17 protein-coding genes are annotated in these 23,874 nt (G+C 57.1%); 8 read left to right on the top strand and 9 right to left on the bottom strand.

Annotation, left to right across the window (positions count from 1 at the left end; all coding sequences use genetic code 11):
* The first annotated feature begins 85 nt into the window (after positions 1–85).
* A complete protein-coding gene (locus ABD890_RS09210; RefSeq protein WP_345088091.1) occupies positions 86–1,342 on the top strand; it encodes an outer membrane protein assembly factor BamB family protein in 1,257 nt (418 codons plus the stop codon).
* Between the two features lie 73 nt (positions 1,343–1,415).
* Here ABD890_RS09210 and ABD890_RS09205 read toward each other — a convergent pair whose 3' ends face one another.
* From ABD890_RS09205 to ABD890_RS09185, 5 genes are all read right to left on the bottom strand, one after another.
* Positions 1,416–2,840 carry an MBL fold metallo-hydrolase gene (locus ABD890_RS09205; protein WP_345088088.1) on the bottom strand — a complete coding sequence of 475 codons (1,425 nt, stop codon included), beginning with the start codon at positions 2,838–2,840 and terminating at the stop codon, positions 1,416–1,418.
* Between the two features lie 130 nt (positions 2,841–2,970).
* A complete protein-coding gene (locus tag ABD890_RS09200) occupies positions 2,971–3,519 on the bottom strand; it encodes a rhodanese-like domain-containing protein (RefSeq protein ID WP_345090873.1) in 549 nt (182 codons plus the stop codon).
* 73 nt (positions 3,520–3,592) lie between these two features.
* Complete coding sequence (locus ABD890_RS09195; RefSeq protein ID WP_345088085.1) at positions 3,593–3,916, bottom strand: ArsR/SmtB family transcription factor; 324 nt, start codon at positions 3,914–3,916, stop codon at positions 3,593–3,595.
* A gap of 111 nt (positions 3,917–4,027) precedes the next feature.
* Positions 4,028–5,410 carry a sulfatase-like hydrolase/transferase gene (locus ABD890_RS09190; protein WP_345088083.1) on the bottom strand — a complete coding sequence of 461 codons (1,383 nt, stop codon included), beginning with the start codon at positions 5,408–5,410 and terminating at the stop codon, positions 4,028–4,030.
* Positions 5,411–5,495: 85 nt separating this feature from the next.
* Complete coding sequence (locus ABD890_RS09185) at positions 5,496–6,308, bottom strand: hypothetical protein (protein ID WP_345088081.1); 813 nt, start codon at positions 6,306–6,308, stop codon at positions 5,496–5,498.
* 225 nt (positions 6,309–6,533) lie between these two features.
* Here ABD890_RS09185 and ABD890_RS09180 point away from each other — a divergent pair, with 225 nt between their 5' ends.
* From ABD890_RS09180 to ABD890_RS09155, 6 genes are all read left to right on the top strand, one after another.
* Positions 6,534–8,045, top strand: coding sequence for an aldehyde dehydrogenase family protein (locus tag ABD890_RS09180; RefSeq protein WP_345088079.1), 1,512 nt, complete (start codon positions 6,534–6,536; stop codon positions 8,043–8,045).
* A gap of 176 nt (positions 8,046–8,221) precedes the next feature.
* On the top strand, positions 8,222–9,775 hold the full coding sequence (locus ABD890_RS09175) for a hypothetical protein (protein WP_345088077.1): 1,554 nt from the start codon (positions 8,222–8,224) through the stop codon (positions 9,773–9,775).
* A 157-nt stretch (positions 9,776–9,932) separates the two neighbouring features.
* Complete coding sequence (locus ABD890_RS09170; RefSeq protein WP_345088075.1) at positions 9,933–11,279, top strand: AAA family ATPase; 1,347 nt, start codon at positions 9,933–9,935, stop codon at positions 11,277–11,279.
* Positions 11,276–12,547: a tetratricopeptide repeat protein gene (locus tag ABD890_RS09165; RefSeq protein WP_345088073.1), complete on the top strand. Its 1,272-nt coding sequence runs from the start codon at positions 11,276–11,278 to the stop codon at positions 12,545–12,547. Before ABD890_RS09170 ends, ABD890_RS09165 begins: the two co-directional genes overlap by 4 nt.
* A 12-nt stretch (positions 12,548–12,559) precedes the next feature.
* Positions 12,560–13,834: a tetratricopeptide repeat protein gene (locus tag ABD890_RS09160; protein ID WP_345088071.1), complete on the top strand. Its 1,275-nt coding sequence runs from the start codon at positions 12,560–12,562 to the stop codon at positions 13,832–13,834.
* Positions 13,835–13,836: 2 nt separating this feature from the next.
* A complete protein-coding gene (locus tag ABD890_RS09155; RefSeq protein WP_345088069.1) occupies positions 13,837–15,114 on the top strand; it encodes a tetratricopeptide repeat protein in 1,278 nt (425 codons plus the stop codon).
* Between the two features lie 24 nt (positions 15,115–15,138).
* Here ABD890_RS09155 and ABD890_RS09150 read toward each other — a convergent pair whose 3' ends face one another.
* From ABD890_RS09150 to ABD890_RS09140, 3 genes are read right to left on the bottom strand one after another with little or no spacing between them, the layout of a single operon-like run.
* Entirely contained in the window at positions 15,139–16,485 is a 1,347-nt protein-coding gene (locus tag ABD890_RS09150; protein WP_345088067.1) for a sulfatase family protein, read from the bottom strand.
* A 54-nt stretch (positions 16,486–16,539) separates the two neighbouring features.
* On the bottom strand, positions 16,540–18,162 hold the full coding sequence (locus ABD890_RS09145; protein WP_345088065.1) for an arylsulfatase: 1,623 nt from the start codon (positions 18,160–18,162) through the stop codon (positions 16,540–16,542).
* Positions 18,163–18,182: 20 nt separating this feature from the next.
* On the bottom strand, positions 18,183–19,904 hold the full coding sequence (locus ABD890_RS09140; protein ID WP_345088062.1) for an arylsulfatase: 1,722 nt from the start codon (positions 19,902–19,904) through the stop codon (positions 18,183–18,185).
* Between the two features lie 190 nt (positions 19,905–20,094).
* Between ABD890_RS09140 and treZ the strand changes: the two genes are divergently transcribed.
* Positions 20,095–21,900 carry a malto-oligosyltrehalose trehalohydrolase gene (gene treZ, locus ABD890_RS09135; RefSeq protein WP_345088059.1) on the top strand — a complete coding sequence of 602 codons (1,806 nt, stop codon included), beginning with the start codon at positions 20,095–20,097 and terminating at the stop codon, positions 21,898–21,900.
* Positions 21,901–21,979: 79 nt separating this feature from the next.
* On the opposite strand, the gene ABD890_RS09130 is transcribed toward treZ, so the two are convergent.
* On the bottom strand, positions 21,980–23,839 hold the full coding sequence (locus ABD890_RS09130) for a methyl-accepting chemotaxis protein (RefSeq protein ID WP_345088056.1): 1,860 nt from the start codon (positions 23,837–23,839) through the stop codon (positions 21,980–21,982).
* Positions 23,840–23,874: the final 35 nt, after the last annotated feature.

The raw sequence follows: 23,874 nt of genomic DNA, 5'->3' as shown, positions 1-23,874 counted from the left end.
AATCATTGAGATTAAGGAATCCTCCCCGTTAGAATAACCCTGGTTCACCCATTCTCTCAATTTCTTAACTACGGAGAGTTCGCCCATGCCCGCTTCGTTTCGCCTGGGTTCCCGTTTCGCACTGTCGTGCGGATTATTGGTTCTGGTTCCATTCTCCCTTTTCGCCGGCGACTGGGCTCAATGGCGTGGTCCTGACCGGGATGGTATCTCGGACGAGAAGGGTCTGTTGGCCGAGTGGCCCAGCGATGGTCCGAAGCTCGCCTGGCAGGTCAACGATCTGGGCGATGGCTATGGTGCGGTTTCGGTCGCCGATGGCATCATCTTTCTGGTCGTCAACGAAGGACTGGAAGACGAACGGGTGAAAGCCCTCGACGCGACCACCGGTCAAACGTTGTGGGGCACGCGCATTGGCAAGGTTGGCAATCCCGATCAAAAGCCTGATTACCCGGCCGCTCGCAGCACGCCGACGGTGGAAGGCGAGTTCGTTTACGTCTTCGGTTCCGATGGTGACCTCGCTTGCCTGAAGGCAAAGAGCGGCGAAGTCGTCTGGAGTAAGAATGTCCGGACAGAATATGGTGGCGAGCCAGGGATCTGGGCTTACTCGGAATCGCCCCTGGTCGATGGCGATAAAGTGATCGTTACGCCTGGTGGTGAGACTGCTGGCATCGTGGCGGTCGATAAGAAGACCGGCAATACGATCTGGAAAGCCGAGACTCCGAAGATGGGCGCGGCCGGCTATGCCTCGGTCCAGAAGGCGACCATCGATGGCGTCGAACAGTACATCGCGTTCATGGGGAACGGTGTCGCCGGCGTGAATGCCAAAGATGGTGCTTTCCTCTGGTCGTATGAAGGAACCTCCGGCACGGCCAACATGGCAACCCCGGTCGTGAGCGACAACGTGGTTTACAGCGGCGGTGGTCGGAAAGGTGGCGGTGCGTTCAAGCTGATTGCCAAGGAAAAGGAACTGACGCCGGAAGAACTTTACTTCAGTCCGAAGCTGCCTTCCTCGATCGGCGGTGCCGTGAAGGTGGATGGCTATCTCTATGGCTGCGGTCAGTCGACACTCATGTGCTTCGATGCGATGACTGGCGAAATCAAATGGCAGGAACGCATCAGCGCCGCGGCGTCGATCGTTTATGCCGACGGTCGTTTGTACCTGCATACCGAAGATGGCAAAGTGATGATGGTCACTGCCTCGCCGGAAGGATTTCAACTGCTGGCCGAGTTCACGCTGCCAGGCCAACCGGAAGGGCGTGGCAAGGAATGGGCCTATCCAGCCCTGGCCGATGGCAAGCTCTACTTGCGTCAGCATGGCACCGTTTGGGTGTATGACGTGAAGTAAATCCAAGAAACAAATCGAGCCAGGCACATCACGCGCCTGGCTCGGTTTTGCCTTGGGAATCGAGTCGGGTGAATTAGCTCTTCACCGAACACGTTCCTCCACAACCGCCGCTGCTGCCGGTTGTCGGCAGATGCGAAGCTTCCCAGGCCTTGTAACCACCCACGAGGTCGAGCAGGTTCTCTTTGCCGAGCTTCTGCAGTACGCTGACTCCCAGCGACGAGCGATAGCCGCCGGCACAATGCACCACCACGTGATCGGCTGCCGGAATTTCGTTGGCACGTTCTTCCAGGTGAGGCAGTGGAATGTTGAGGGCTCCGTCGATGTGCCCGGCGTCGAATTCCTTTTCGCTGCGGATGTCGACGATCGCCACGCTGCCTTCGAGTTCGCCAACCGCAGGCGCGGTGATTCGGGCTGTCGATGCCACCAGGTCACTATGCTGATCGAGGGCATCCATTCCGCCGTCGAGGTAGCCAACCACCTGGTCGAAACCAATTCGACCCAGTCGCACGATCGATTCTTCGGTGCGGTCGGCGTCCGCAATCACGACGATCGGCTGATCTTTCACCAGCATCGATCCTGCCCAGGTCGCGTACTTGCCATCGATACCGATGTTAATTGCACCTTGCAAATGAGCTCCGGCGAAGTCGACTGCTTCTCGCGTATCGACCACCTGAGCACCATCTTTCTGGAACTGCAAAACCTGCGACAGTGTCAGAGGCGAAAGACTTTCCTTCAGCGATTCATCCAGGCTCTGGCGATCCTTGCGATTCAGGATGGCATCGTGCACGAAGTAACTCGGAGCCTCCGGCTGGGCTGTGGTCACCAGGTCGAGGAACGCCGATCGCGACATCGGCTGCAGAGCGTAGTTGTACTTGCGCTGTTCGCCGAGTGTCGAATAAGGCTCGCTGCTGAGGGCCTTGCCGCAAAGCGATCCGGCACCATGAGCTGGGTAGATGCGAACTGCATCCGGAAGCTTCAGCAGCTTCTCGTGCAGCGAGTCGTAAAGCTGATTGCCCAGCTGTTCGGCCGTGGCACCAATCGAGGCCAGCAAGTCAGGACGCCCCACATCGCCGATGAACAGCGTGTCGCCGGTCAACGCGGCGTAAGGAACCTCGGCGTTGGTTTCAGGATCGTAAACCAGCAGCGTGATCCCTTCGGGCGTGTGCCCTGGGGTTTGGATCGCCGACAGGTAAACCTTGCCCAGCACCACCTGGTCGCCGTCCGAGAGTTTGATGTGATCGAACTCGGCGTTGCCTTCGGCACCTAGATAAATCTTCGCACCGAGGCGATTGCGTAGTTCGATATGCCCCGCCACGAAGTCGGCATGGAAGTGTGTCAGGATGACATGCTCGATACGGAAGCCATGTTCTTCGGCGTCCTTCACGTAAATGTCGATATCACGCTGCGGATCGATGACCGCGGCGACCTTGGTTTCTTCGTCCGCCACCATGTAGGAAGCGTGCGAAAGACACTCCAGATAGTATCGTTGGAAATACATGGTCTTGGTCCCTATGCAAGTGGTTGGGGGCATGTTTTGAGGGGAGGTAGGGGAGCAGAGCGAAGTGTGCCCTTGCATTGGGTGGAGCCACAATGAGCACTCCAGATCTGCTCCCCTGATCCACGATGATTTAGACCGAACAGTTCTTTGCGCCGCTGGAAACCTGGTTCCATGGCATCTTGGCCAACACCATGGCCATGCCACAGGTATCGGTGATGCCCGCGAACATCAGGCCTGCTCCGACAAAAGCCGAAAGCCCAGCGAAGTAGGGATGCACGAACATGGCCAGCAAGGCGCCGACCAGCACCAGGAAACCAGCCGCGATGCGAACCTGGCGTTCCAGCGACATCACCTTCTTGCCACGCACGACCGGCAAGCCCGCCGCAGCCCAGGCTTCGGTTCCACCTTCCACGTTGACAACGTTCTCGAAGCCAGCGGCCTGAAACTTCTCGCAGGCCTTGCCACCTCGCGTGCCAGACTTGCAGATCACATACAGCGTCGTCTGAGCATTGCCGTTACGGGCTTGCATGTAGTCGCGAGGGACGAGTCGATCGAGCGGAACGTTGACGGCCTGGGTGGCGTGCACTTCCTGGAACTCGGCCGGGGTGCGGACGTCGATCAGTTCGCAGGCTTCGTTCTGGTGACGCTGGTTCAGCTCTTGGGGCGAAATAGTGTTGATGCTCATGATTCGCTCCTTCAGTATCCTTGATATGTCGTGAGGTGACGATGTATTTGGTCAAAAAAAGGGGCGGCTATTTGCCGGCACCCGTGAGGAATCGACTTTCGATGCAGCCCATGATGTCCTTCAAGTGAGGTTCGGCAACCGAGTAATAAACACGGCGGCCATCTCGCTCGCTGGTGAAGAACCCACAGCGTTGCATCAGGCGAAGATGTTCCGAGGCCAGGTTCTCGGCAATACCGCAGTCTTCCGCGATTTCGCCCACCGTGAAACGGCCTGCCAGAAGCAATTGCACCATACGAATACGAACTGGGTGAGCCAATGCCTTCAGGCATTCGGCGGCTTCACCTAAGGCGTCCATATCGAGTGGCGGCTTGTTGTCAGGTTTCTCGGGCATGATTGATTCTCCTAATATCAATATATCGGGAATTCACGAGATGTCAATCAGGGAAATATCTGGGGAAAGCTCAAAAAGGTGTGGATATGGTAAACCAGATGCCAGGCGGAGCTAATAATCGCGAAACGGACCTCGCGGCTCGGCGGCTTCCATCTGGCTTTGCCATTGAGCCAGTTGTTGCTGTAGTTCGGCGACCTTCTCGGGGTGTTTGGCCGAAAGATCGTTCTTCTCGGCGATGTCGTTGGCCAGATGGTACAGGCCCTTCGCTTTCTTGCTATCGATCCATTTCCAGTCTCCGACCCGCACCGCGACCTCCTCGCGGCGCTGCCAGAACATTTCGATGCGGGGCGAAGCGATTTCGTTACGCAGGACCGGCAGCAAATCGAAGCCGTCGTACGTGACATCTTGCGGCAGTTCGACACCAGCCGCCGCACATGCTGTCGGGAAGACTTCCAACGACGAGAGAAACTGATCGCTGACTTGATTGGCCGGGACATGACCAGGCCATCGTATAAGGCACGGCACCCGGTTGCCACCTTCCCACATCGTCGACTTGCGACCTTGCAGCGGCGCGTTGTTCGCCAGACCGCTTCCTCCATTGTCGGAAAAGAAGATCACCAAGGTGTTGTCGGCAATCTGATACTGGTCCAAGCGATCGAGCACGTCACCAATCGCCGCATCCATCTCGGTCACGGCCGCCATGTAGCCTTGGCGTCGTCGCGATGCTTTCGTGTCGCCGGCTGGGTAACGTGCAAGGTACTCGGGCGAAGCCTGAACGGTTCCGCGAATCTCGGGATCTAGGTTCGATGCCCCATGCGGTGCGTTGAAGGGAAGGTACAAGAAAAAGGGCCGCTCGTGATTGCGGTCGATGAACTCGAGCGCTCGATCGCGAAACAGTGTTGTGCAATAGGTGCCTTTATTCTTCGTCGTGATCTGGTTGCCATCGAACATCGAGGGGACGCCGTAACGCTCGTGCGTGAAGTAATCGATGCCGGTGTTGCAGAATCCGTAGAAGTCGTCGAAGCCACGTTGCAGTGGCAAGTATCGCTTCAGTTGCCCGCCATCCCATTTGCCGAAGCAGCCGCACGCGTAGCCAGCTTCGTGCAGCGTTTGCGAGAGGAAGATCTCGCGAATATCGGTTCCCAAAATATGTTCCGGCGAAACGGCGTATTCATCCGCCTTGTAGAGATAGCCATCGTCGACACGGTCGTTACGAATCATATCGTAGGTCCCGTTTCGCTGCGGATAACGGCCGGTCAAAAACGCGGCACGCGATGGCGTACAAGCGTTCCAGGCTACATAGAAACTCGTGAGCCGGGTTCCTTCTTTCGCCAGGCGATCAAGGTGGGGCGTCTGCACATCCTGGGCACCGTAACTTCCCAGATCGTGATAGCCCTGGTCGTCGGAAACGATCAGCACAATGTTGGCCGGACGTTCCGCGGTTAGTCCGGTTGAGCAGCACACGAAAGTCAGAAGCAGGGCGAACGCACGCATTGCATTTCCATTCGTTGGGGGAAGGAAGCAGGAGGGAGTGCGTTCAAGATAGCGATTTGTAATCGCGAAGCAAGTTTTCCACCGTTTAGCAGCCGGCGAGAACGGAGGCTCGCATCCCGGCGAAGTGTCCGATCGAATCGGCAAAGAAGGCGTCTGGCAGGATCGCGTAGTGATCGAGCGCTCGTTCGACCTGATCCCAACCTACGTGAGCGGCGATGTCGAACGCCTTCAGACCGCGAGCAATCCGTTCGGCTTTGTTGTCGAACTTCCAGAACTGCAGCCAGCGCCCGGTGGGGAAGTAAGCGAAACGAACCGCCGGCATCAGGGCGATCGACTTCATGAGCGGCCAATCGAAGTCTTGCACGGCCTGGGCGATACGCGGACCGACGACCCGGTCTTGCTCGTCGAAGAAGTGGGCCTGGAAGATCTGGCGTCGTGCAGCATCGCTTAGCGGTGTCTTCGTTCGTCGTGCATGATGGACTTGTCGTAAGCCTGCCAGAAGCGGAGCACGTACGAATTGATCGGCATCCGGGTGGTCACCAAAGTGCTTGGTGAAGTGATAGGTCGCGTAAGTGTCGACGCATACCCGTCGATTGACTTCCCGGAACGCTTCGGCGAAGTTCTCCAGGGCTGCGAGCTTTGCCTTGCGTTTGTCTTGATTTCCGGCGAACTGCCAGGCAGCGACCTGTCCCAGCTTCATGCCGAAGGCAAAATAACCACGTGCCCACAATGCACCGTGAGCTGCAATCAGGGGAAAAATATGGTTGTGTCCCGAGTCTTCAAAAAGATGGTGATAGGTGGTCGCTCGCTGCGATAGCTGATGCGTCGCCCCGGCCAATTGGATCGCTTCTTTTTCGATATCTACATAGCACTGCCGTAGTTGGGCAAGCGATTCCATGGCTGGTACTCCACCGTACGTTTTTCATCTTCTGGTCGTGATTGTTGGTCAGGGAGTAGACCGAAGTGGGGGCAGAGGCAATAACCTGAATTCGGAAAAGATTCCAAGGAAAGGTTCCCAACGCATAGAATGAAATGGGAGACTGTTTGCGCGGTCTTCTATGCTGCAATGCTTATAACCTGCCGTCTCGTTCGGCAGTCACCCTCATCGACCAAGGAGAGACCTATGATCTTGACGACGACTGCCCCTGTCGCCCGTCGCGAAACGCAAGCATTCCTCGACCAGCAACATCAACTTTTGATCGACGGTCAATGGATGCCGGCCGCCTCCGGCAAAACGTTCGAGGTGACCAATCCCGCCGACGGCAAAACGATTGCCGAAGTGGCTGAAGGTGATAAGGCGGACGTCGACAAAGCGGTCGCTGCCGCTCGCCGAGCCTTCGAGACCGGCCCTTGGCCAGCGATGACGGCATCGGAGCGTGGCAAGCTGATCTGGAAGCTGGCCGACTTGATGGAACAGCACATCGAAGAGCTGGCCGAAATCGAATCGCTCGACAACGGCAAACCCAAAGCAGTCGCCGCTGCTGCTGACGTTCCGCTGGCGATTGATCTGTTTCGTTACATGGCCGGTTGGTCGACCAAAATTGAAGGGACCACAATTCCGATTTCGGTGCCGTATCTTGAAGGGGCCGAGTTCCACAGTTACACGCTGCGCGAACCGGTTGGCGTTGTCGGCCAGATCATACCGTGGAACTTCCCAATCTTGATGGCCGCTTGGAAGCTGGGCCCAGCCTTGGCGACCGGCTGTACCGTTGTGCTGAAGGTGGCCGAAGAAACGCCACTGAGTGCTTTGCGTTTGGGACACTTAATTCAAGAGGCAGGCTTCCCACCAGGCGTCGTGAATATCATTACCGGGTTTGGCGAGACCGCCGGCGCCGCGCTGTCGGCGCATCCCGATGTCGACAAAATCGCGTTCACCGGTTCGACCGAAGTGGGCAAGCTGATTGTCAAAGCGGCTGGCGATACCAACTTGAAAAAGGTGACGCTCGAACTGGGTGGCAAGAGCCCCAACATCATCCTGCCCGATGCCGATATCTCGGCGGCGATTAGTGGTGCGGCCAACGCTATCTTCTTCAACCATGGTCAGTGCTGCTGCGCCGGCTCGCGTTTGTTCGTGCACCGCAGTCAATACGATCAGGTCGTCGAAGGTGTGGCTGCCGAGGCTTCCAAAATCAAGCTTGGTCCCGGCATGCATCCCGATACGAACATGGGGCCGATGGTCTCACGGATTCAGCAAGACCGCGTCTGCGGCTATCTCGACATTGGCATGCAGGAAGGTGCCAAGGCGTTGGTCGGTGGCAAAAGAGCTGACAGCAGCGGTTACTTTGTCGAGCCAACCGTGTTGGTCGATACCCATGCGGAAATGAAGGTGATTCGCGAAGAAATCTTTGGCCCGGTCGTGGCGGCGGTTCCTTTTGACGACATCGACGAGGTGATCGCCACGGCCAACGACACGATCTATGGCCTGGCCGCCGCGGTCTGGACCAAGGACATCAGTCAGGGGCATCGCATTGCCAAGCGGCTGAAGGCGGGCACCGTGTGGATGAACTGCTATAACGTCTTCGATGCGTCGTTGCCGTTTGGCGGTTACAAGCAGTCTGGCTGGGGCCGTGAGATGGGCTACGAAGCGATTAGCCTCTATACGCAGACCAAGGCCGTGACGCTGCAAATTGGCTAGTTTGCCGAGTGTTACTTCTGGGGGATGCTGGTGCCAGCGTCCCCTTTTTTGTGCGCGGCCGAAGCTTCATTGCTACCAATCACCGTAGGTGAATTCGTTTTTCATTTTCGGGCCAGCGCGATACAAAGGGAGCTGCGCGGAAGCAAAGCCCCATCCTGCTATTCGGAGTCATCGCCATGCATTCCCCATTACGCACCCCTCGCGTCTCACGCCGTCAAATGCTGCAGTCTGGTGCCCTCTGCGGTGGCTTGCTGGCGATGGGAGATCTCGGGATGCTCTCGCAACTGAAGCCCGTCTCGGCGGCGGAAGCGAAGCTTGATCCAAACGTTGTGCGTCTCGACTCCAGTATCGAGCCCCTGGTCCGGCTGATTGAAGAGACCCCGCGCGAGCAATTGATGGAAGCAGTCGCAGCTCGCATCAAACAGGGAACCAGCTATCGCGAAGTTCTCGCGGCGCTGCTGCTGGTAGGTGTCAAGAACATCGAGCCCCGTCCCAGCGTCGGCCATAAGTTTCACGCGGTGCTGGTTGTGAACTCGGCCCACCTGGCGAGTATCTCTTCTCCGGACGAGCATCGCTGGTTGCCGATCTTCTGGGCGCTCGATCACTACAAGTCGGCCGCCCAGCGAGACGTAGAAGAACGAGGCGACTGGACGATGTCGGCCATCGATGACAGCCAGGTCATGCCACACGCCAAGGCGAAGGCTCAGTACGTCGAAGCGATGGAGAACTGGGACGAAGCAAAGGCCGATATCGCCGCGGCCAGCCTGGCACGGACCGGCGGTGCGAACGAGATCTATCGCTTGCTCTTCAAGTACGGCTCGCGCGATTATCGTAGCATCGGCCACAAGGCGATCTACGTTGCCAATAGCTATCGCACCCTAAGCTGCATCGGCTGGCAGCATGCCGAGCCCGTCTTACGCAGCTTGACCTATGCCTTGCTGATGCATGAAGGGAGCAATCCTTCGCAGCGCGACGACGAAGCGGACCGACCGTTCCGTCGCAACGAAGAAATCGCGGCGAAGCTGCGTGACGACTGGACGACGGGCAAGCTCGATTCTGACGCCACCCAGGCCATGATCGAAACGCTGCGCAGCGGTTCCAATGACGATGCGTGCGATCAGGCCGTTCAATTGATCAACAGTGGCATTCATCCACAATCAATCTGGGATGCCATGCATGTCGTCGCCGGCGAGATGGTGATGCAGCAGCCGGCGATCGTGCCATTGCATAGCGTGACCACCACCAACGCCTTGCGTTACGCGTACGAGACCTGCGGAGACGATGCGACACGCAAACTGCTTCTGCTGCAGAACGCTGCGTTCCTGCCGATGTTCCGCAGTGGCATGGGGGGCCGCGGCCGGGTCAAAGACGTGACCGTCGGCAAGCTTTCCGAAGTCGAGCCAGCGAAGTCGCCGCAAAGTGTGGATGATATTTTCGCCGAACTGGGAAGCGATCCGATGGCCGCCGCGCAGATGACTTTGGCCTACCTGCAAGGTCAGGAAAACCATTCGGCCAAGGCGAAGCAGTTGATCGATGCGGCCCGGGTATTGGTGTTCCGCAAAGGGGACAACGCCCACGATTACAAGTTCAGCTCGGCCATCCTGGAAGATTATTACCACGTCTCGCCGGCCTGGCGCGATACCTACCTGGCGTCGAATATCTTCCTGCTCCGCGATTCGCAGCGAAAAGATAACCAACTAGTTTCGCGAATTCAATCGGCTCTGGCCTAACCAAGGTAGGTGATTTGTTCTCGATTTCCCGAACTTGTTGCCAGTTTTGGCTGTCATCTTCCTGGGAAAAATGATCACTCGGCAGTGGGCAATCGGCCCCCTGCGTGGCATGATAGGAATAGTCGAATTCGCTACTGGGAACGGAAGATCGCAGGCCATGAGCTCATCTGAAGAATCACTCCGCGCGCTGGAAGAGGCGTTGCGGTTCAGCCCCGACAATATCCCGCTTCGTCGTCACCTGGCCGACTCGCTGTATGGCCTGGGTAAGTTTGAAGCGGCCATCGATCACTTTAAAGAGCTGACTCGCCAAGAGCCTGGCAACGAAGGCTGGCCGCTGCGATTGGCCGATTGCTTTCTGCAGAACAATCAGGTCGGTGAAGCCGCCGTGGTGATCGAGCGGATCGTCCATGGTCGCGATGCTTCGCCGGAAGCACATATGCTGGCGTGCCGTGTGGCGATGGCGGAAGGGGATACCTCGTCGGCCGTTTATCATTACAAGACCGCGATCGATCTCGATCCAGAACTGGAAGACGACGCCTTGAGCGAACGTTTGGGTGTCGGCGTGCAGTTTGAAGAAGGAGAAGTGGTCGAAGGAAAGATTCGCATCAATTCGACCGATCCGGCCGACGATCTGACTGCCGCGGTTGAACGGCCGAAGGTCAAGTTCTCGGACGTGGGCGGGATGGAAGATCTCAAGGAAGAGATCCGGATGAAGATCATCTATCCGATGCAGAACCCCGAGATCTATAAGGCCTACGGTAAGACAATCGGTGGCGGGATCATGATGTATGGGCCTCCGGGGTGTGGCAAGACGCACCTGGCTCGGGCCACCGCTGGCGAGATCGACGCCAACTTCATCAGTGTCGGCATCAACGATGTGCTCGACATGTGGATGGGCAATAGCGAACGCAACTTACATCAGCTTTTCGAGGTCGCCCGAAACAGCAGCCCTTGCGTGATCTTCTTTGATGAAGTCGACGCACTGGGTGGTCGCCGTAGCGATATGAACGGCGGCAGTGCCCGGCAACTGATCAATCAGTTTCTGGCCGAGATGGATGGTGTCGAAAGTTCGAACGAAGGGGTGCTGATTCTATCCGCGACGAATGCTCCCTGGCATGTCGACTCCGCCTTCCGCCGACCAGGCCGCTTCGATCGCGTGATCTTCGTTCCGCCACCCGATGCTCCCTCGCGGACCGAAATCTTGCAGGTCCTTTGTCAAAACAAGCCGACCAAAGATGTCGACTTCAGCTACCTCGCCAAGAAAGCAGACCAGTTCTCTGGGGCCGACTTGAAGGCGGTCGTCGACCTGGCGGTCGAATCGAAACTGAGCGAAGCATTGAAGACCGGCAAGCCGGTGCCGGTGACCGGCAAAGATGTGCTGGCCGCAATTAAACGGCACAAGCCAACCACCAAAGAATGGTTTTCGACTGCGCGTAATTATGCCTTGTACGCGAACGACGGTGGGCTTTACGACGACATCCTGAGCTACATGAAATTGAAATGAACCGACACGTCGAACGCGGTCAGATGCTGATCGATACGCACCGTTATGCGGAAGCGAAAAAGCAGATCAGCTTGGGACTGGCCGAAGATCCGCAAGATCCGATCGCGCATATGCTGCTGGGGATTTGTCACGCCAACCTCAAAGAGTACGATGCCGCGATCGAGCATGCCGAGTTCGCCGTGCATCAGGTACCAGACTCGGCGAACACGCACGGGGTGTTGGCTGCCATCTACCTGCAGGCCGATAAGTACAAAGATGCGAAGCTCGGCGCCGAGCAGGCACTCCGCCTCGATCCTTCGTTGATCATGGCGATGAATGTGCTGGCCTCCGTTCATGCCCATTACAAGAACTGGGCGGAAGCCCGACGCATGGCCGAGATGGCTCTGTCCTACAAGCCGGACGATATCGAAGCGATGAACCTGCGAGCCTTGGCTTTACGGAGCATGGGCGAGTCAGGGGCTTCGATTGACGAGTTGACAGAGTCGCTGAAAGTCAACGCTGAAGACGCGACGTCGCATGCCAACCTCGGTTGGACCTACCTGCAAAGCGGCAAGCTCGACAAAGCCGAGATTCATTTTCGCGAAGCACTGCGGATCAATCCGAACCTGGAATGGGCTCGTGTCGGGGCTCTCGAAACGCTGAAAGCGAAAGTGCCGGTCTATCGCTGGATCCTCGGCTACTTCATGTGGATGGCGACAAAGACCGCCGGCATGCAGTGGGCAATCGTCATTGGCTTGTTGATCGGTTATCGCGTGGTCTTTCAGGCCCTGGTGAATAATCCGGCAACGGAAGGGCTCGCCTATGTCGTCATGGGGGCGTATCTCCTCTTCTGTGTGACAACCTGGTTCGCTGGGCCGATTTCTGATGCCCTCGTCGTGCTGCATCCGTTCGGCCGATTAGCGCTAACGCGCTGGGAACGGCTGGGCGGGTTCGCGGTCGGTTCCGCGATTGTGCTAACGATTGGCTGCCTGGTTGCCAATTTCTTCATGGCGAGTGAGATCGGACTCGTTCTCGCATTGTGCATCGGGTTCACGGCGATCCCGATGGCAATGATGTTTCAAATTCGAGAGGGGATGCCACGCAAAGTCATGGCGATCACCACGGTGGTTGCCGCCGGCTTGGCGCTTGGCTTCGGCGTAGGTGCCATCTATGGACTGGAGAACCTTCCGTTAGCGGTTGCATCTCTTTGCGAACGCTGCACACAGGCCTTCATCTTCGTTCCGCTGGGAACAATCGTGTTAGCGAACGTGCTGAGCAGCTATCGATAGGCCTAAGCTTCTATGGAACAACACGATCGGATCCGCATGCTGGTTGGGGCAGGGCGGTATGACGAGGCTCGCAAGCAACTTATGTTGCGGTTGGTCGACGATCCGGAAGACCTCTTCGCCCACTTGCTATTGGTCGACTGTCTAATCGAACTGAAAGACTTTTCTGCAGCGGTCGCACATGCGGAAACCGCCGTCGGGCTGGCGCCGGAGTTTGCCGAGACCCATGGCTGCCTGGCGTTTGCCTGTTTGATGGCCAACCGGTTGGCCGATGCCGAGATGGCGGCAAAGATCGGCGTTGCCATCGATCCAGAGTCGGTCTCTTGCTGGCTTGCCTTGGGGACCTATTACTCGCGCAAATCGCAGTGGCAACCAGCCCTTGATGCGGCGGATACTGTGTTGGCACTCGATCCTCAGCATCACGAAGCGCGAAACCTGCGAGCCGTTGCCATGCGTGGCCTGGGCAAGCTCGATGCCTCGCAGGAAGAACTCCGCGATACCTTGCGAGAAAATCCGGAATCGGAATACTCGCACTGCAACTACGGTTGGAACTGTTTGCATCGCGGCCAGATCGAGGAAGCGGAAGTTCATTTCCGCGAGGCGCTACGACTCGATCCGAACTACGACGATGCCCGTCGAGGAGCATTGGAAACACTCAAGGCGAAGTCCCCCATCTATCGCCGTCTGCTCGCCTTTCTGCTGTGGCTGGGGACCAAGACCACCGGCATGCAGTGGATGATCATTCTTGGCATACTTGGCGTGATGATCGCGGTCGATCGAACCGTCGAGTGGCTGCAGTTGCCGCCAGTGGCAGCCGTGCCGATTGATGTCGTGGTGATTCTCTTAGGTGCGGCGCTCGCATTTTCGGATGCCGTGACTAATTTCATGTTGCTTTTTCATCCCTTCGGGCGTCTCGCGATGTCGCGCTGGGAGCGTTGGCAAGGGGCGATCGGTGGTCCGTTGATCTTGCTGGCTGTCGGCACGATGATCACCTCGCGGATCGTCGAAATGAAAGAGATGAGCGTGATCAACTCAGGCGTGCTGACGCTTGTGCTGCCGACGCTGCTACTCTTCCAAGCTGAAACCAAATGGGCTCGCTGGGCGATGGTCGGGGCACTGGTTCTCGCGGTTCCGCTGACCATCGGTCGCATGATTCTTGAGTTTGGCCCCGATGGGCTTCCGCTGTTGGTGCTGCTATTCTGTCTCCCTTCGATCTTCATTTATCGTTGGTGGATCCTGATTACCTACATCACTTGTGTTGCCCTCGATAGCCTGGGAGAAGAAGGGTAGTCATGACGTTGGACCCCGTCTCTGCGGATGGATCGCAGGCCAACTTCTTCATGGACCGTGGCTTGTTCTTGCTGCAAGCGAAACGGTATGCCGATGCCCGGCAGCAGTTCGCTCTAGCTTTGGGAGAAGACCCGGAGAACCCACTGGCGCATGTGCGAATGGGAGTCACGCTGTGCGAACTAAAGCAAGTTCGCGAGGCGATTCCCTACGCCCAAGAAGCGATCCGGCTGGGTGCCGACAATCCGCTGGTGATGCAAAACGCCGCTTGGATTTTGCAGCAGGACGAACGGTTTGACGAAGCAGAGAAGACGGTTCGCGAAGCGATTCGGATGGCTCCGGAATATGCCGACGCCTATTCGTTGTTGGCTTCGATCTTATATCGTCTGTTGCAGAAGCAAGACGCCCTGGAGATGGCCAATAAAGCGATCGAGCTCGATCCGAGCGACGGTTACTCGCATCGGCTGAAGGGCATTATTCTGCGTGATCTTGGCTTCAAAGATGAAGCAGATAAAGCGTTGAAAGAAGCGATACGGCAGGACCCCGAGAATCCCTGGACACATCACGTTATGGGGGTCGCTCAGGCCGATTATGGGGATTTGCAGGCAGCCGAATATCACTTCCGTGAGTCGCTGCGAATCGACCCGAACATCGAAGATTCGCGAATGAGCCTACATCAGGCCAAAGTCGCGACGACTCCGATCGGCAAGCTGCACAACTGGGGACGCGACTCAGCTGAGTTCGTGCTTGTCTTCTTCGTGCTGCTCCTGGGCGTGGGTGGTGGCATCTACGCATCGAAGGTCGACAAAGTGATTCCGATGGCCCTGGCGCCGATCACAGGCCAATTGATTCTGGCCTGCGTGATCCGGGCAATAGTCGATCCCCTTGGCGTGTGCTGGCTTTCGATGACGAGCCAGGGAAGACAACTCTTCTCGCGCTGGGAGATTCGCAGCAGTTGGTTTCTGTTGGGGTTTCTGCTGTTTTACCTCGGCATCATGACCACGGGGATGGCCTTGGCGAGCCTGCCGATGGTGCTGGTCGCACTGCTGTTGGCGTTCGCTTACTTGCCGATCTCTGAGGTTTGCCGCACGTATCGTCCGATGATCGCGAAGATCTGCACCATCTTCACGCTGGTCGCCATCCCGTTTGGCATTTTCTGCATAGTGCTTACGCTGACTGGTGATGCGTCGAACGACTACAATAGCTCGGCCTTCGCGTGGGCGGCCTACTTTGCCCTGACCGCGGTGCCAACCATTGTGGCAGAGGTCAATCAGGGCGAGTGAGTTTGCATCGGCCAGGCGGAAAGCTTATTCGCTTTCCAGCAAGATCGGTTCGCCGTAGATCTTTTCCTGATCGCCTTGTTCTTTCATCCAGGCATCGAGCTTTCCGCGAAGCTGGTTCAACTTCTCGGCATGTTCAGGATCGAGTGCCAGGTTGTTCTGCTCCATCGGGTCGGCTTCGAGATCGTACAACTCTTCGGCCGGTCGCTGCGTATAACGCTTCACTTTGCGGGCAGCTTCTTTGACCGTCTCCGCCTTCTTTACCCAGCTATCCCAATAAGGAACCGGGCGTTTCTCGCGAACGACGTGCGAGCTGAACTTGAATTCTGGGTGTAAGTTGCGGATGTACTTCCAGCGTTCGGTGCGGACACTGCGCGTCGGATAGACATTGTTATTGCCGTCGCCACTGTGGACGGTGAAGATCGCATCGCGATGATCGGTTTGCTCGCCTTCGAGCACCGGCAGGAACGACTTTCCGTCGATCGATTCTGGCGGCGTCTGTCCGGTGGCGGCGTACAGCGTCGGCAAGATGTCGACCCACGAGACCATCGCGCCGGTTCGCTTGTCGGCGGCAATGTGGCCTGGCCAGACCGCGATCATCGGCGTGCGAATGCCGTCGTCATATAGCGTCCACTTGCCAAACGGCCACTGGGCGCCGTGATCGCTGGTGTGCAGAAAGAGGGTGTTCTCGCCCAGCTTGGCGTAGGCTTCGTCGAAGACTTCTCCCAGTTCGCGGTCCATCGTTTTGACGGCCTGATAATAGCGGGCCCGGGCAGCACGTGTCTGAGGAGTGTGGACATGCGTCAGCGGAATCTTGATCGACTTGGGGTCGATGTCCTTCGCTTCCGGCCATGGCACATGCGGCCAGTTCGTACCGACGAATAGCACCAGTGGTTTGTCGCTCTCGCGAGCCTTCAGCCATTTGATCGCTTCGCCAATGGCGATGTCTTCGTGATATTTGAAATGCTTCGCCAGGTCGAATCCGTACTCCGGTGTCTGAGCGTAATGCCCGACTTTGCCGAACGAAACGACTTCATACCCCAGGTCCTGGAAATAGGCAGGCAGCTTCTTGATTTCGGCCCGAGGACGCGAGTGGTTCGGTTCGGCACCGTTGCGAGAAGGCATGAGGCCAGTCAGCAACGCCGCGCGACTTGGGGCACACGATGGCGAAGCGACAAAGGCTCGATCGAACGTCAAACCTTGCTTGGCGATTCGCTCCATATTGGGCGTCTTTAAGTCGGTCGAACCATACAGCGACGAATCGGTCAGCGTATGATCGTCCGAAAGAAAAACCACGATGTTGGGTAGATCCGCGGCACGAGCCGATCCGACCAATGCGAACAAGGCCAGCACAGCCAACGAAATACGATGCATGAAGGAAACTCCGGCGACAAGGGAATGGGGGTGTTCAGGCAATAGCACGGAAGGCTAGTTGGCAGGCTTCACGCGATCGAACCAGGCCTGCCACTGCTTCTTCATGTTGGCCAGTCGCTCTGGCTGCTCAGAGGCAAGGTTCTTCGTTTCGGTGCGGTCCTCTTCCAGGTGATACAGTTCCCACGGACCACCTTGGCGTGGCTGGACGACTTTCCAGCCATCGGCGATCACCGCCTTGCCACCTTCGTGCTCGAAGTAAAGTTGCGGGTGACCTTCGCGCGTCTGATCTTGAAAGATCGGAGCGAGCGACTTGCCTTCCACCGGCGTGATCGGGTGCGAATCGTAGGTCGTCGGATAGGAAGCCCCGGCCAGTTCCAGGCAGGTTGGCATCACATCGATGACATGCCCTTGCTGATCGGTCGTCGAGCCAGGCTTTGCCTTCAGACCGCTCGGCCAATGAGCAATCATCGGCGTGTGGGCTCCTCCTTCAAACGACTGTGCCTTCCAATAACGAAACGGCGTGTTGCCAGCACTGGCCCAATACGAACCGATATATCCCCAGGTCTCTTCGCTGCCAGGGTTAAAGATTCCTTCGTACTGAATCGGTTTGCCTTCGCGAGTTTCGTTCGGTCGATCGAAGCCAGGGTTCAGATAACGTTCCGGTGAAGCACCGTTGTCCGACATCACCAGGATCAAGGTGTTGTCGTAGCGACCGGTATTCTTCAAGGCTTGAACGACGCGACCGACACTTTGATCGACGCAGTCGACCATCGCCGCATGGACTGCCATCAACTGGGCCATATGTTGTTTCTCTTCGGTCGACAGGGCATTCCAGTCGGGGCCTTCCCCTTGCAGGGCAGGCTTGGGAAACGTTAGCGGATCGATCAAGCCCGCTTCGACCATGCGGTCGTAGCGGGCATCACGAAGTTGGTGCCAGCCGGCAGCGTACTTGTCTTGATACTTGGCGATGTCTTCTGGCTTGGCATGTAGCGGCCAGTGTGGAGCGGTGTGGGCGACGTACATGAAGAAAGGAGCATCCTGCTTCGACATTTCTTCGATGTATTCCACCGCTTTGTCGCCGATCGCATCGGTCATGTAGAAATCGTCCGGGACCTCTTTCACGATCTCGGTGCCGTTAACCAGAGAGAAGGGATCGAAGTAATCGACCACACCCCAGATCGGACCGAAGTGTCGCTGAAAGCCACGATCGATCGGATAAGTATCAAGCGGAGCGAATTCGCGGTCGAAGTTCGATTGGTGATTGAGCCAGTCGAGCTGCTTCTGCCGTCCATCGATGGGATTCGTCTGACTGAGATGCCACTTGCCAGCCATGGCGGTCTGATAGCCGGCCTGTTGCAGGGCTTCGGCAATCGTCACGCCATTCTTGGTCAGCGATCGGCCATTACGAATGAGACCGACTTGGTGCGGGTAGAGCCCCGTCAACAACGCGGCCCGGGTCGGACAACAGCGAGCACAGTTGTAAAACGAAGTGAACCGCAAGCCTCCGGCGGCCAGTTTGTCGATGTTTGGCGTGTCGATCTCGCCGCAGTAGCAGCCAAGATCCGAGAAGCCAAGATCATCGAGCATGATCAGCACGATGTTCGGCCGATCGTCCGCGTGGGCTGCGGTCGCGAGGAACAAGGTCAGCAAAAGCGAAAGGGAAAGGCAAATGCGCATGACGAATTTCAAGCGAAAGTTTAGTTCTTACCGAGATGCCCCCAAGGCCAAGGCAGCACGTGCGAGGCTTCCGCCCAGGTCTGCCATTGGTCGGCCATCTTCTTCACGATTTCAGGATGTTGGTCGGCGAGATTGTGTTGCTCGGTGCGATCGGCTTCCATGTCGTACAGCTCCCAAGGCTGCGTCTTGCCAGAGCCCATCCTGCCATATCGCACGATCTTCCACTTGCCGTCACGAACGGCACAATTCGCTTCATGCTCCCAGAAGATCGGCGTCGGACGCTGGACCGCGTTGCCGCTGAAAGTCTCTTGCAAACTGATGCCTGGCATTGGCGTGATGGCATTGCCGGCGACATCTTGGGGATAAGAAGCACCCGCCACATCAACACAGGTCGACATGATGTCGATCAAGTGACTGGGGGTGTCGTTCAGTTTGCCGAGTTGGTCCTTCGCGACACCGGCTGGCCAGTGCACGATCAGAGGCGTCGAGATGCCTCCTTCATGGACCCAATGCTTGTACTCGCGAAACGGCGTGTTGGAAACATTCGCCCAGTCACGACCGTACCCGATGTAGGTGTCTTCCGGTCCTGGCATCGCATCGGGACCATGACGCATCGGGCGGCCAGAGCGATCGAACGAAGGGAAGACAGCCAACTGAAGTTCATCAGGCCCCATCGGTTTGCGATTCGGTGGAAGCTTCTCGTCGTTGCCGCGGCCGATTCCTTCGGCACAACCGCCGTTGTCTTGCATGAAGAAGATCAGCGTGTTGTCGTAGTCGCTCGAAGCCTTCAACTGATCGACAATCTTGGCCACGTTCTGGTCCATGCGATCGATCATCGCCGCGTAGACTTCCATGTTGCGAGCTTGCCACTCTTTGTGTTCGATCTTTTTCCAGTTGCCAGCCTGTTCCGACATTTGCCAGTCAGCGTCGATCAGGCCAAGCTCTTTCAAACGAGCAAATCGCTGAGCTCGAATCTTGCCATAGCCCTTGTCGTAGACGCCATCATACTTGGCGATGTCTTCCGGCAACGCATGCATCGGCCAGTGGGCCGCAGTGAAGGCAACGTACATGAAGAACGGCTGTTCGGCCGAAGTCTGTTCGTGTTGCTGCAAAAACTGAACCGCGTTGTCGCCGATCGCATCGGTGTAGTAATACTGCTGCGGCTGATAGTCGCTGTCGTTCACGGGCGTGATCAGCGTGTTGCCTCGGCAAAGTGCGGCCGGATCATAAAAGCTGCCGGCGCCAGTGATCGTGCCATAGAACTTGTCGAAGCCACGTTGCAGCGGCCAGTTGTGCTGGGGGCCATCGGGCTGGATGTTGCGGCAGACGTGCCACTTGCCCACCATGTAGTTGGCATAGCCAGCAGTCTTCAGCACTTCCGGAATCGTCTGGCACTGCTTGTTCAGTTCCATGTGATAGCCAGGGAACGCTTCGGGATCGTAGCTGCCGGTAACCATATGGCCGATTCCCGCTTGATGCGGATAGAGGCCCGTCAGCAGCGAAGCTCGGGTCGGACAGCAGCGAGCCGTGTTATAGAACTGCGTGAAACGAAGACCAGCGTCGGCCAAAGTGTCGAGCGTTGGCGTTTTGATTTCACCGCCGTAGCAGCCAATGTCGGAGTAGCCCATGTCATCGGAAAGGATGAGGATGATATTCGGCGGCGTGGCAGCTTGTGCAACGGCAGAGCCAAGTAAAAGCAGGGGGATTAGCCCCAGAAATCGACAGGCAGGGAGGCTAGGCATGGCGTGATCTCGAAGAGGGGAGTTTTGAGAGTGGTGGTCTTTGATTGTAGCTGAAACGAAATCAAAAAACGAACCAGGAAGTTTCGGGTCGCACTATCATTGTCGAATCGAACCAGAAACGAAATAATCGACGCGCAACTTTAGAAGTTTTGCGGCAATTGAAACTCTTTGCACACGAATTGAAATTGTTATGCCTCGCACTTTTGGCCCTACGATTCAGCCCAATGGCAACGTTCGCTTTACGGTTCATGCTCCGGCGTGCGAAAGTCTGACCCTTCGGCTCGAGGGAACCGACCCGCACGAGATCGCGATGAAAGATCAGGGAGGCCGTACGTTTGTTGCCGAAGCTAAAGTGCCTGCCGGAACGCGATATTGGTTTCGCATGCCCGATGGCAACTTGCGGCCAGATCCGGCAACGCGTTTTCAGCCAGACGGAGTTCATCAGGCATCGCAGTTGATCGACTCTGATGCGTACGACTGGCAAGACGACGCCTGGAAGGGGCTGCCGAAGTCCGAGATGGTTTTGTACGAACTCCATATTGGAACCTTCACCGAGGAAGGGACCTACCTGTCGGCGATCGAGCGGCTGGACGAGTTGGTCGCTTTGGGCATTAACACAATCGAAGTGATGCCGGTCGCCCAGTCTGCTGGCCGCTGGAACTGGGGCTACGACGGGACCGACTTCTTCGCGCCGCGCGAATCGTTCGGAACGCCGGACCAGTTGAAGCAGTTGATCGATGCGGCGCACCATCGCGGCATCGCGATGATCCTGGATGTCGTTTACAACCACTTCGGCGCGGAGGGGAATTATCTGCATCCGTTTGGTGGCTATGTTTCGCCGCGTCATCAAACGGTGTGGGGAGATGCACCGCACTTGGATGGCGACGACTGCGAAATGATGCGGGACTACATCGTCGAAAACGTGCGGTATTGGCTCGAAGAGTTTCACTTCGATGGTCTGCGTCTCGACGCGACGCACTGCATTCTGGACGAATCGCCGCGACACATCGTGGCTGACGTCGGAGCCTTGTTTGCCAGCCTGCAAGAGAAACTGGGACGCGAGTTGCATTTGATCGCGGAAAGCAATGTGTACGATCCACAGTTGCTGACTCCGCTCGACCAGCAAGGCTATGGTTTCGATGCGATCTGGTGCGACGACTTTCTGCACGCGGTCGCGGCTGAGATTCGTCCGGACGAGCATATGTCGGATCGACGCTACTTGCCGGGGGAAGATATCGACACGGTTTTGCGGCGCGGGTACGCCTTCCTCGGAACGTTCGAGAAGAAGCGTCGCCGAATCCCGCTATCGGAAGACGCAACTTCTGACGACTGGGAGTCGTTGATCTTTTCGATTCAAAACCACGACTTCATCGGCAACCATCCCGATGGTGGCCGACTGCACCAGGTCACCTCGCACGAGGCACATCGTGCGTCGGCGGCCATTATGTTGATGTTGCCGGCGATTCCGATGTTGTTCATGGGGGAAGAGTTCGCGTCGGAGAGTCCGTTCTATTTCTTCACCGACTTCGGCGATGCCCATCTGCGCGTTGCCGTTGAGGAAGGTCGGCGTCGGGAGTATCCGCAGCATAGCTGGGCCGAGACGATTTCTTGTTTGTCGAGCGAAGCGTTCGAACGTTCGCGGATTGGCTCGAACGAGCAAGGAAACGCGGAGACGTTGGCCTGGTATCGAGACTTGATTGCCATGCGAAAGCAATGGAAAGCTTCCGGTGTGATGGCCGGTGAAACGTTGAAGGCAAAGTGGGATGGTCTGGCTCACGCGGCGGTGATTCAGTATCGCAAGGACGATGCTTCACGCTTCGCAGTCGTTCGATTAGGAGTTCCAGAGGAACGTTCCACGCCAAGCAAGGTTGCGTTCGATGGTAAGCTGCTGCTTAGCCAGAATGCCCAGGCGAGCTCTGACGAAGCAAACCAGTATCTACTGGATGCGTTTGGTGTCGTGATCGGAGAAGGGGAGTTGGTGTCGCTGACTCCCTGAGTGTCACCAAGAAACAAAACAAGTCCGGCAGGAGATTCCTGCCGGACTTGGCTGTGGGTCGAATTCGACTGAGTTGTGCTTAGTAGCTGAACTCGGCCAGGGTTTCTTTCAACTGTGCAGCGAGCGATGTCATTCGCGTACCGACTTCGCCGGTCTTGGCGGCGTCGCATGCCGTGCGGCTGGCGACATCGTCGACCTGGGCGATGTTGCGGCTGACTTCCGCACTCGCTTCGCTCGACTGATCGAGGCTATGCGAGACCGACTGAACGCCGGAGGCGACGTTGGTCAACTGTTCCGAGATGCTTTGAGCGACGCAGCGCTGCTCTTCCACCGCGGCAGCAATCGTCATCGAGATGTCGTGAACCTGTTTGACAACGTTGTCGACGTCCGAGATCGTTTCGACGGCGAGCGTGGCCGAGCTTTGGATACCGGCGATTCGCTTGCGGATGTCGTCGGTCGCTTCGGCCGTTTGACGGGCCAGAGCCTTCACTTCGGTGGCAACCACAGCGAAACCTCGGCCAGCTTCCCCGGCTCGCGATGCTTCGATGGTCGCGTTTAAAGCGAGCAGGTTGGTTTGCTCGGCGATGTCTTGAATCACTTCGGTCACGCGGCCGATTTCTTCGGCGGCCTGACTCAGGACTTGCATCTTTTCGTGGCTGCTACCAACCGTCACCGAAGCGGAGTTGGCGATCGACGACGACTGTTCGGTGTTGGTGGCGATTTCGGAAATGCTGCGAGTCATTTCGTCGACCGCGGTCGCAACCATGTTGAAACTGTCGTTCATGTCGTGAGTTGTACGCTGAATGTTGGTAATCGAGACCGACATTTCTTCCGCGGCGGCGGCGACCGACGAACTTCGCAGCGAAGTATCTTCGGCACCCTTCGACAAACTGCCGGCGGTGGCGTTCAGTTCGTTGGACGAGGTCACGAGCACTTCCGAGTTGGAAGCAATCCGGCTGACCACATGCTGAATCTTCTCGACGAAGCGATTGAACGAGTTGGCCAGAATGCCGAACTCATCTTTACGATCCATCACCAGTCGCTGGGTGAGGTCGCCGCCGGAAGCGGCAATACCATCGAGCATTTGAATCGTGGTGTTGAGCGGTGCGATGATCGAGCGAGCGATCAGGACACCCAGGACCATCGTCAACAAAATCGCGAGACCGCCAATCACTAGGAAGCTAGTCACCGAAGCGGAGGCAGTCTGGCGGACGTCTTGCGAAGTCGCGACCACGGACTCACGGCTTTCGCTCGCTTTCTGTTCGCTTTCGTTGATCAACTGCTTCTTTTTCTGAATCGCTTCCAGGGCAGCGGCGATATCGAGCTGCAGCTGTTCTTTGGCACCATCCAGCGGTTCGCGGAAGGCTTCAAAGGCAACCAGCGACTCCGCGATCATCTTGTCCATTTGCTCGTCGTTGTATTCGTTGCCGGGTGCCGACCTGGCAACGATCTGACGGGTAATCACTTTCCATTCTTCCAGACGAGCGAGCGATTCGTCGAGGTGAGCCATCGCCTCTTGGCTGAAGATGCCATCACGCGACTGCCCAACTCGGCGATCGATTTGACCGATATTGTCCTCGTGATCCTTGACAAAACCGGCATATTCTTCCTGATTGTCATTGCCGGTCTGGGACATGTTACGGGCTTCGATCTCAGCAACCAACGCCTGGTAAGCATCGCGGTCGGCATCGAGCATCAGCACGATACTTGCCTGCATCTCTTGCATTCGCACCAGGTCTTCGTTCAGGAACGGAAGGATTTCGTCCTTCAGCAGCGGTGTAACTTTTTCGTCGATCAGAACCAGAAATTGATTGTCGACGATGTCGTCGAGACTCTTCACTTGCGAAGAGAGGGCGTACCACCCGAGACCAATGAGAAGAACGAGCGACAGGCAACTGATTGCCACCAGCCCCCCGATTTTGCCCTTGGTGTTAAACATGCTGAATCTCCTGCCCCGTGGCCTTTGGAAGCCAC

Origin of the sequence: Bremerella cremea (genome assembly GCF_039541315.1) — a bacterium.
Taxonomy (GTDB): domain Bacteria; phylum Planctomycetota; class Planctomycetia; order Pirellulales; family Pirellulaceae; genus Bremerella; species Bremerella cremea.
This window is presented reverse-complemented; position numbering and strand designations above follow the sequence as displayed.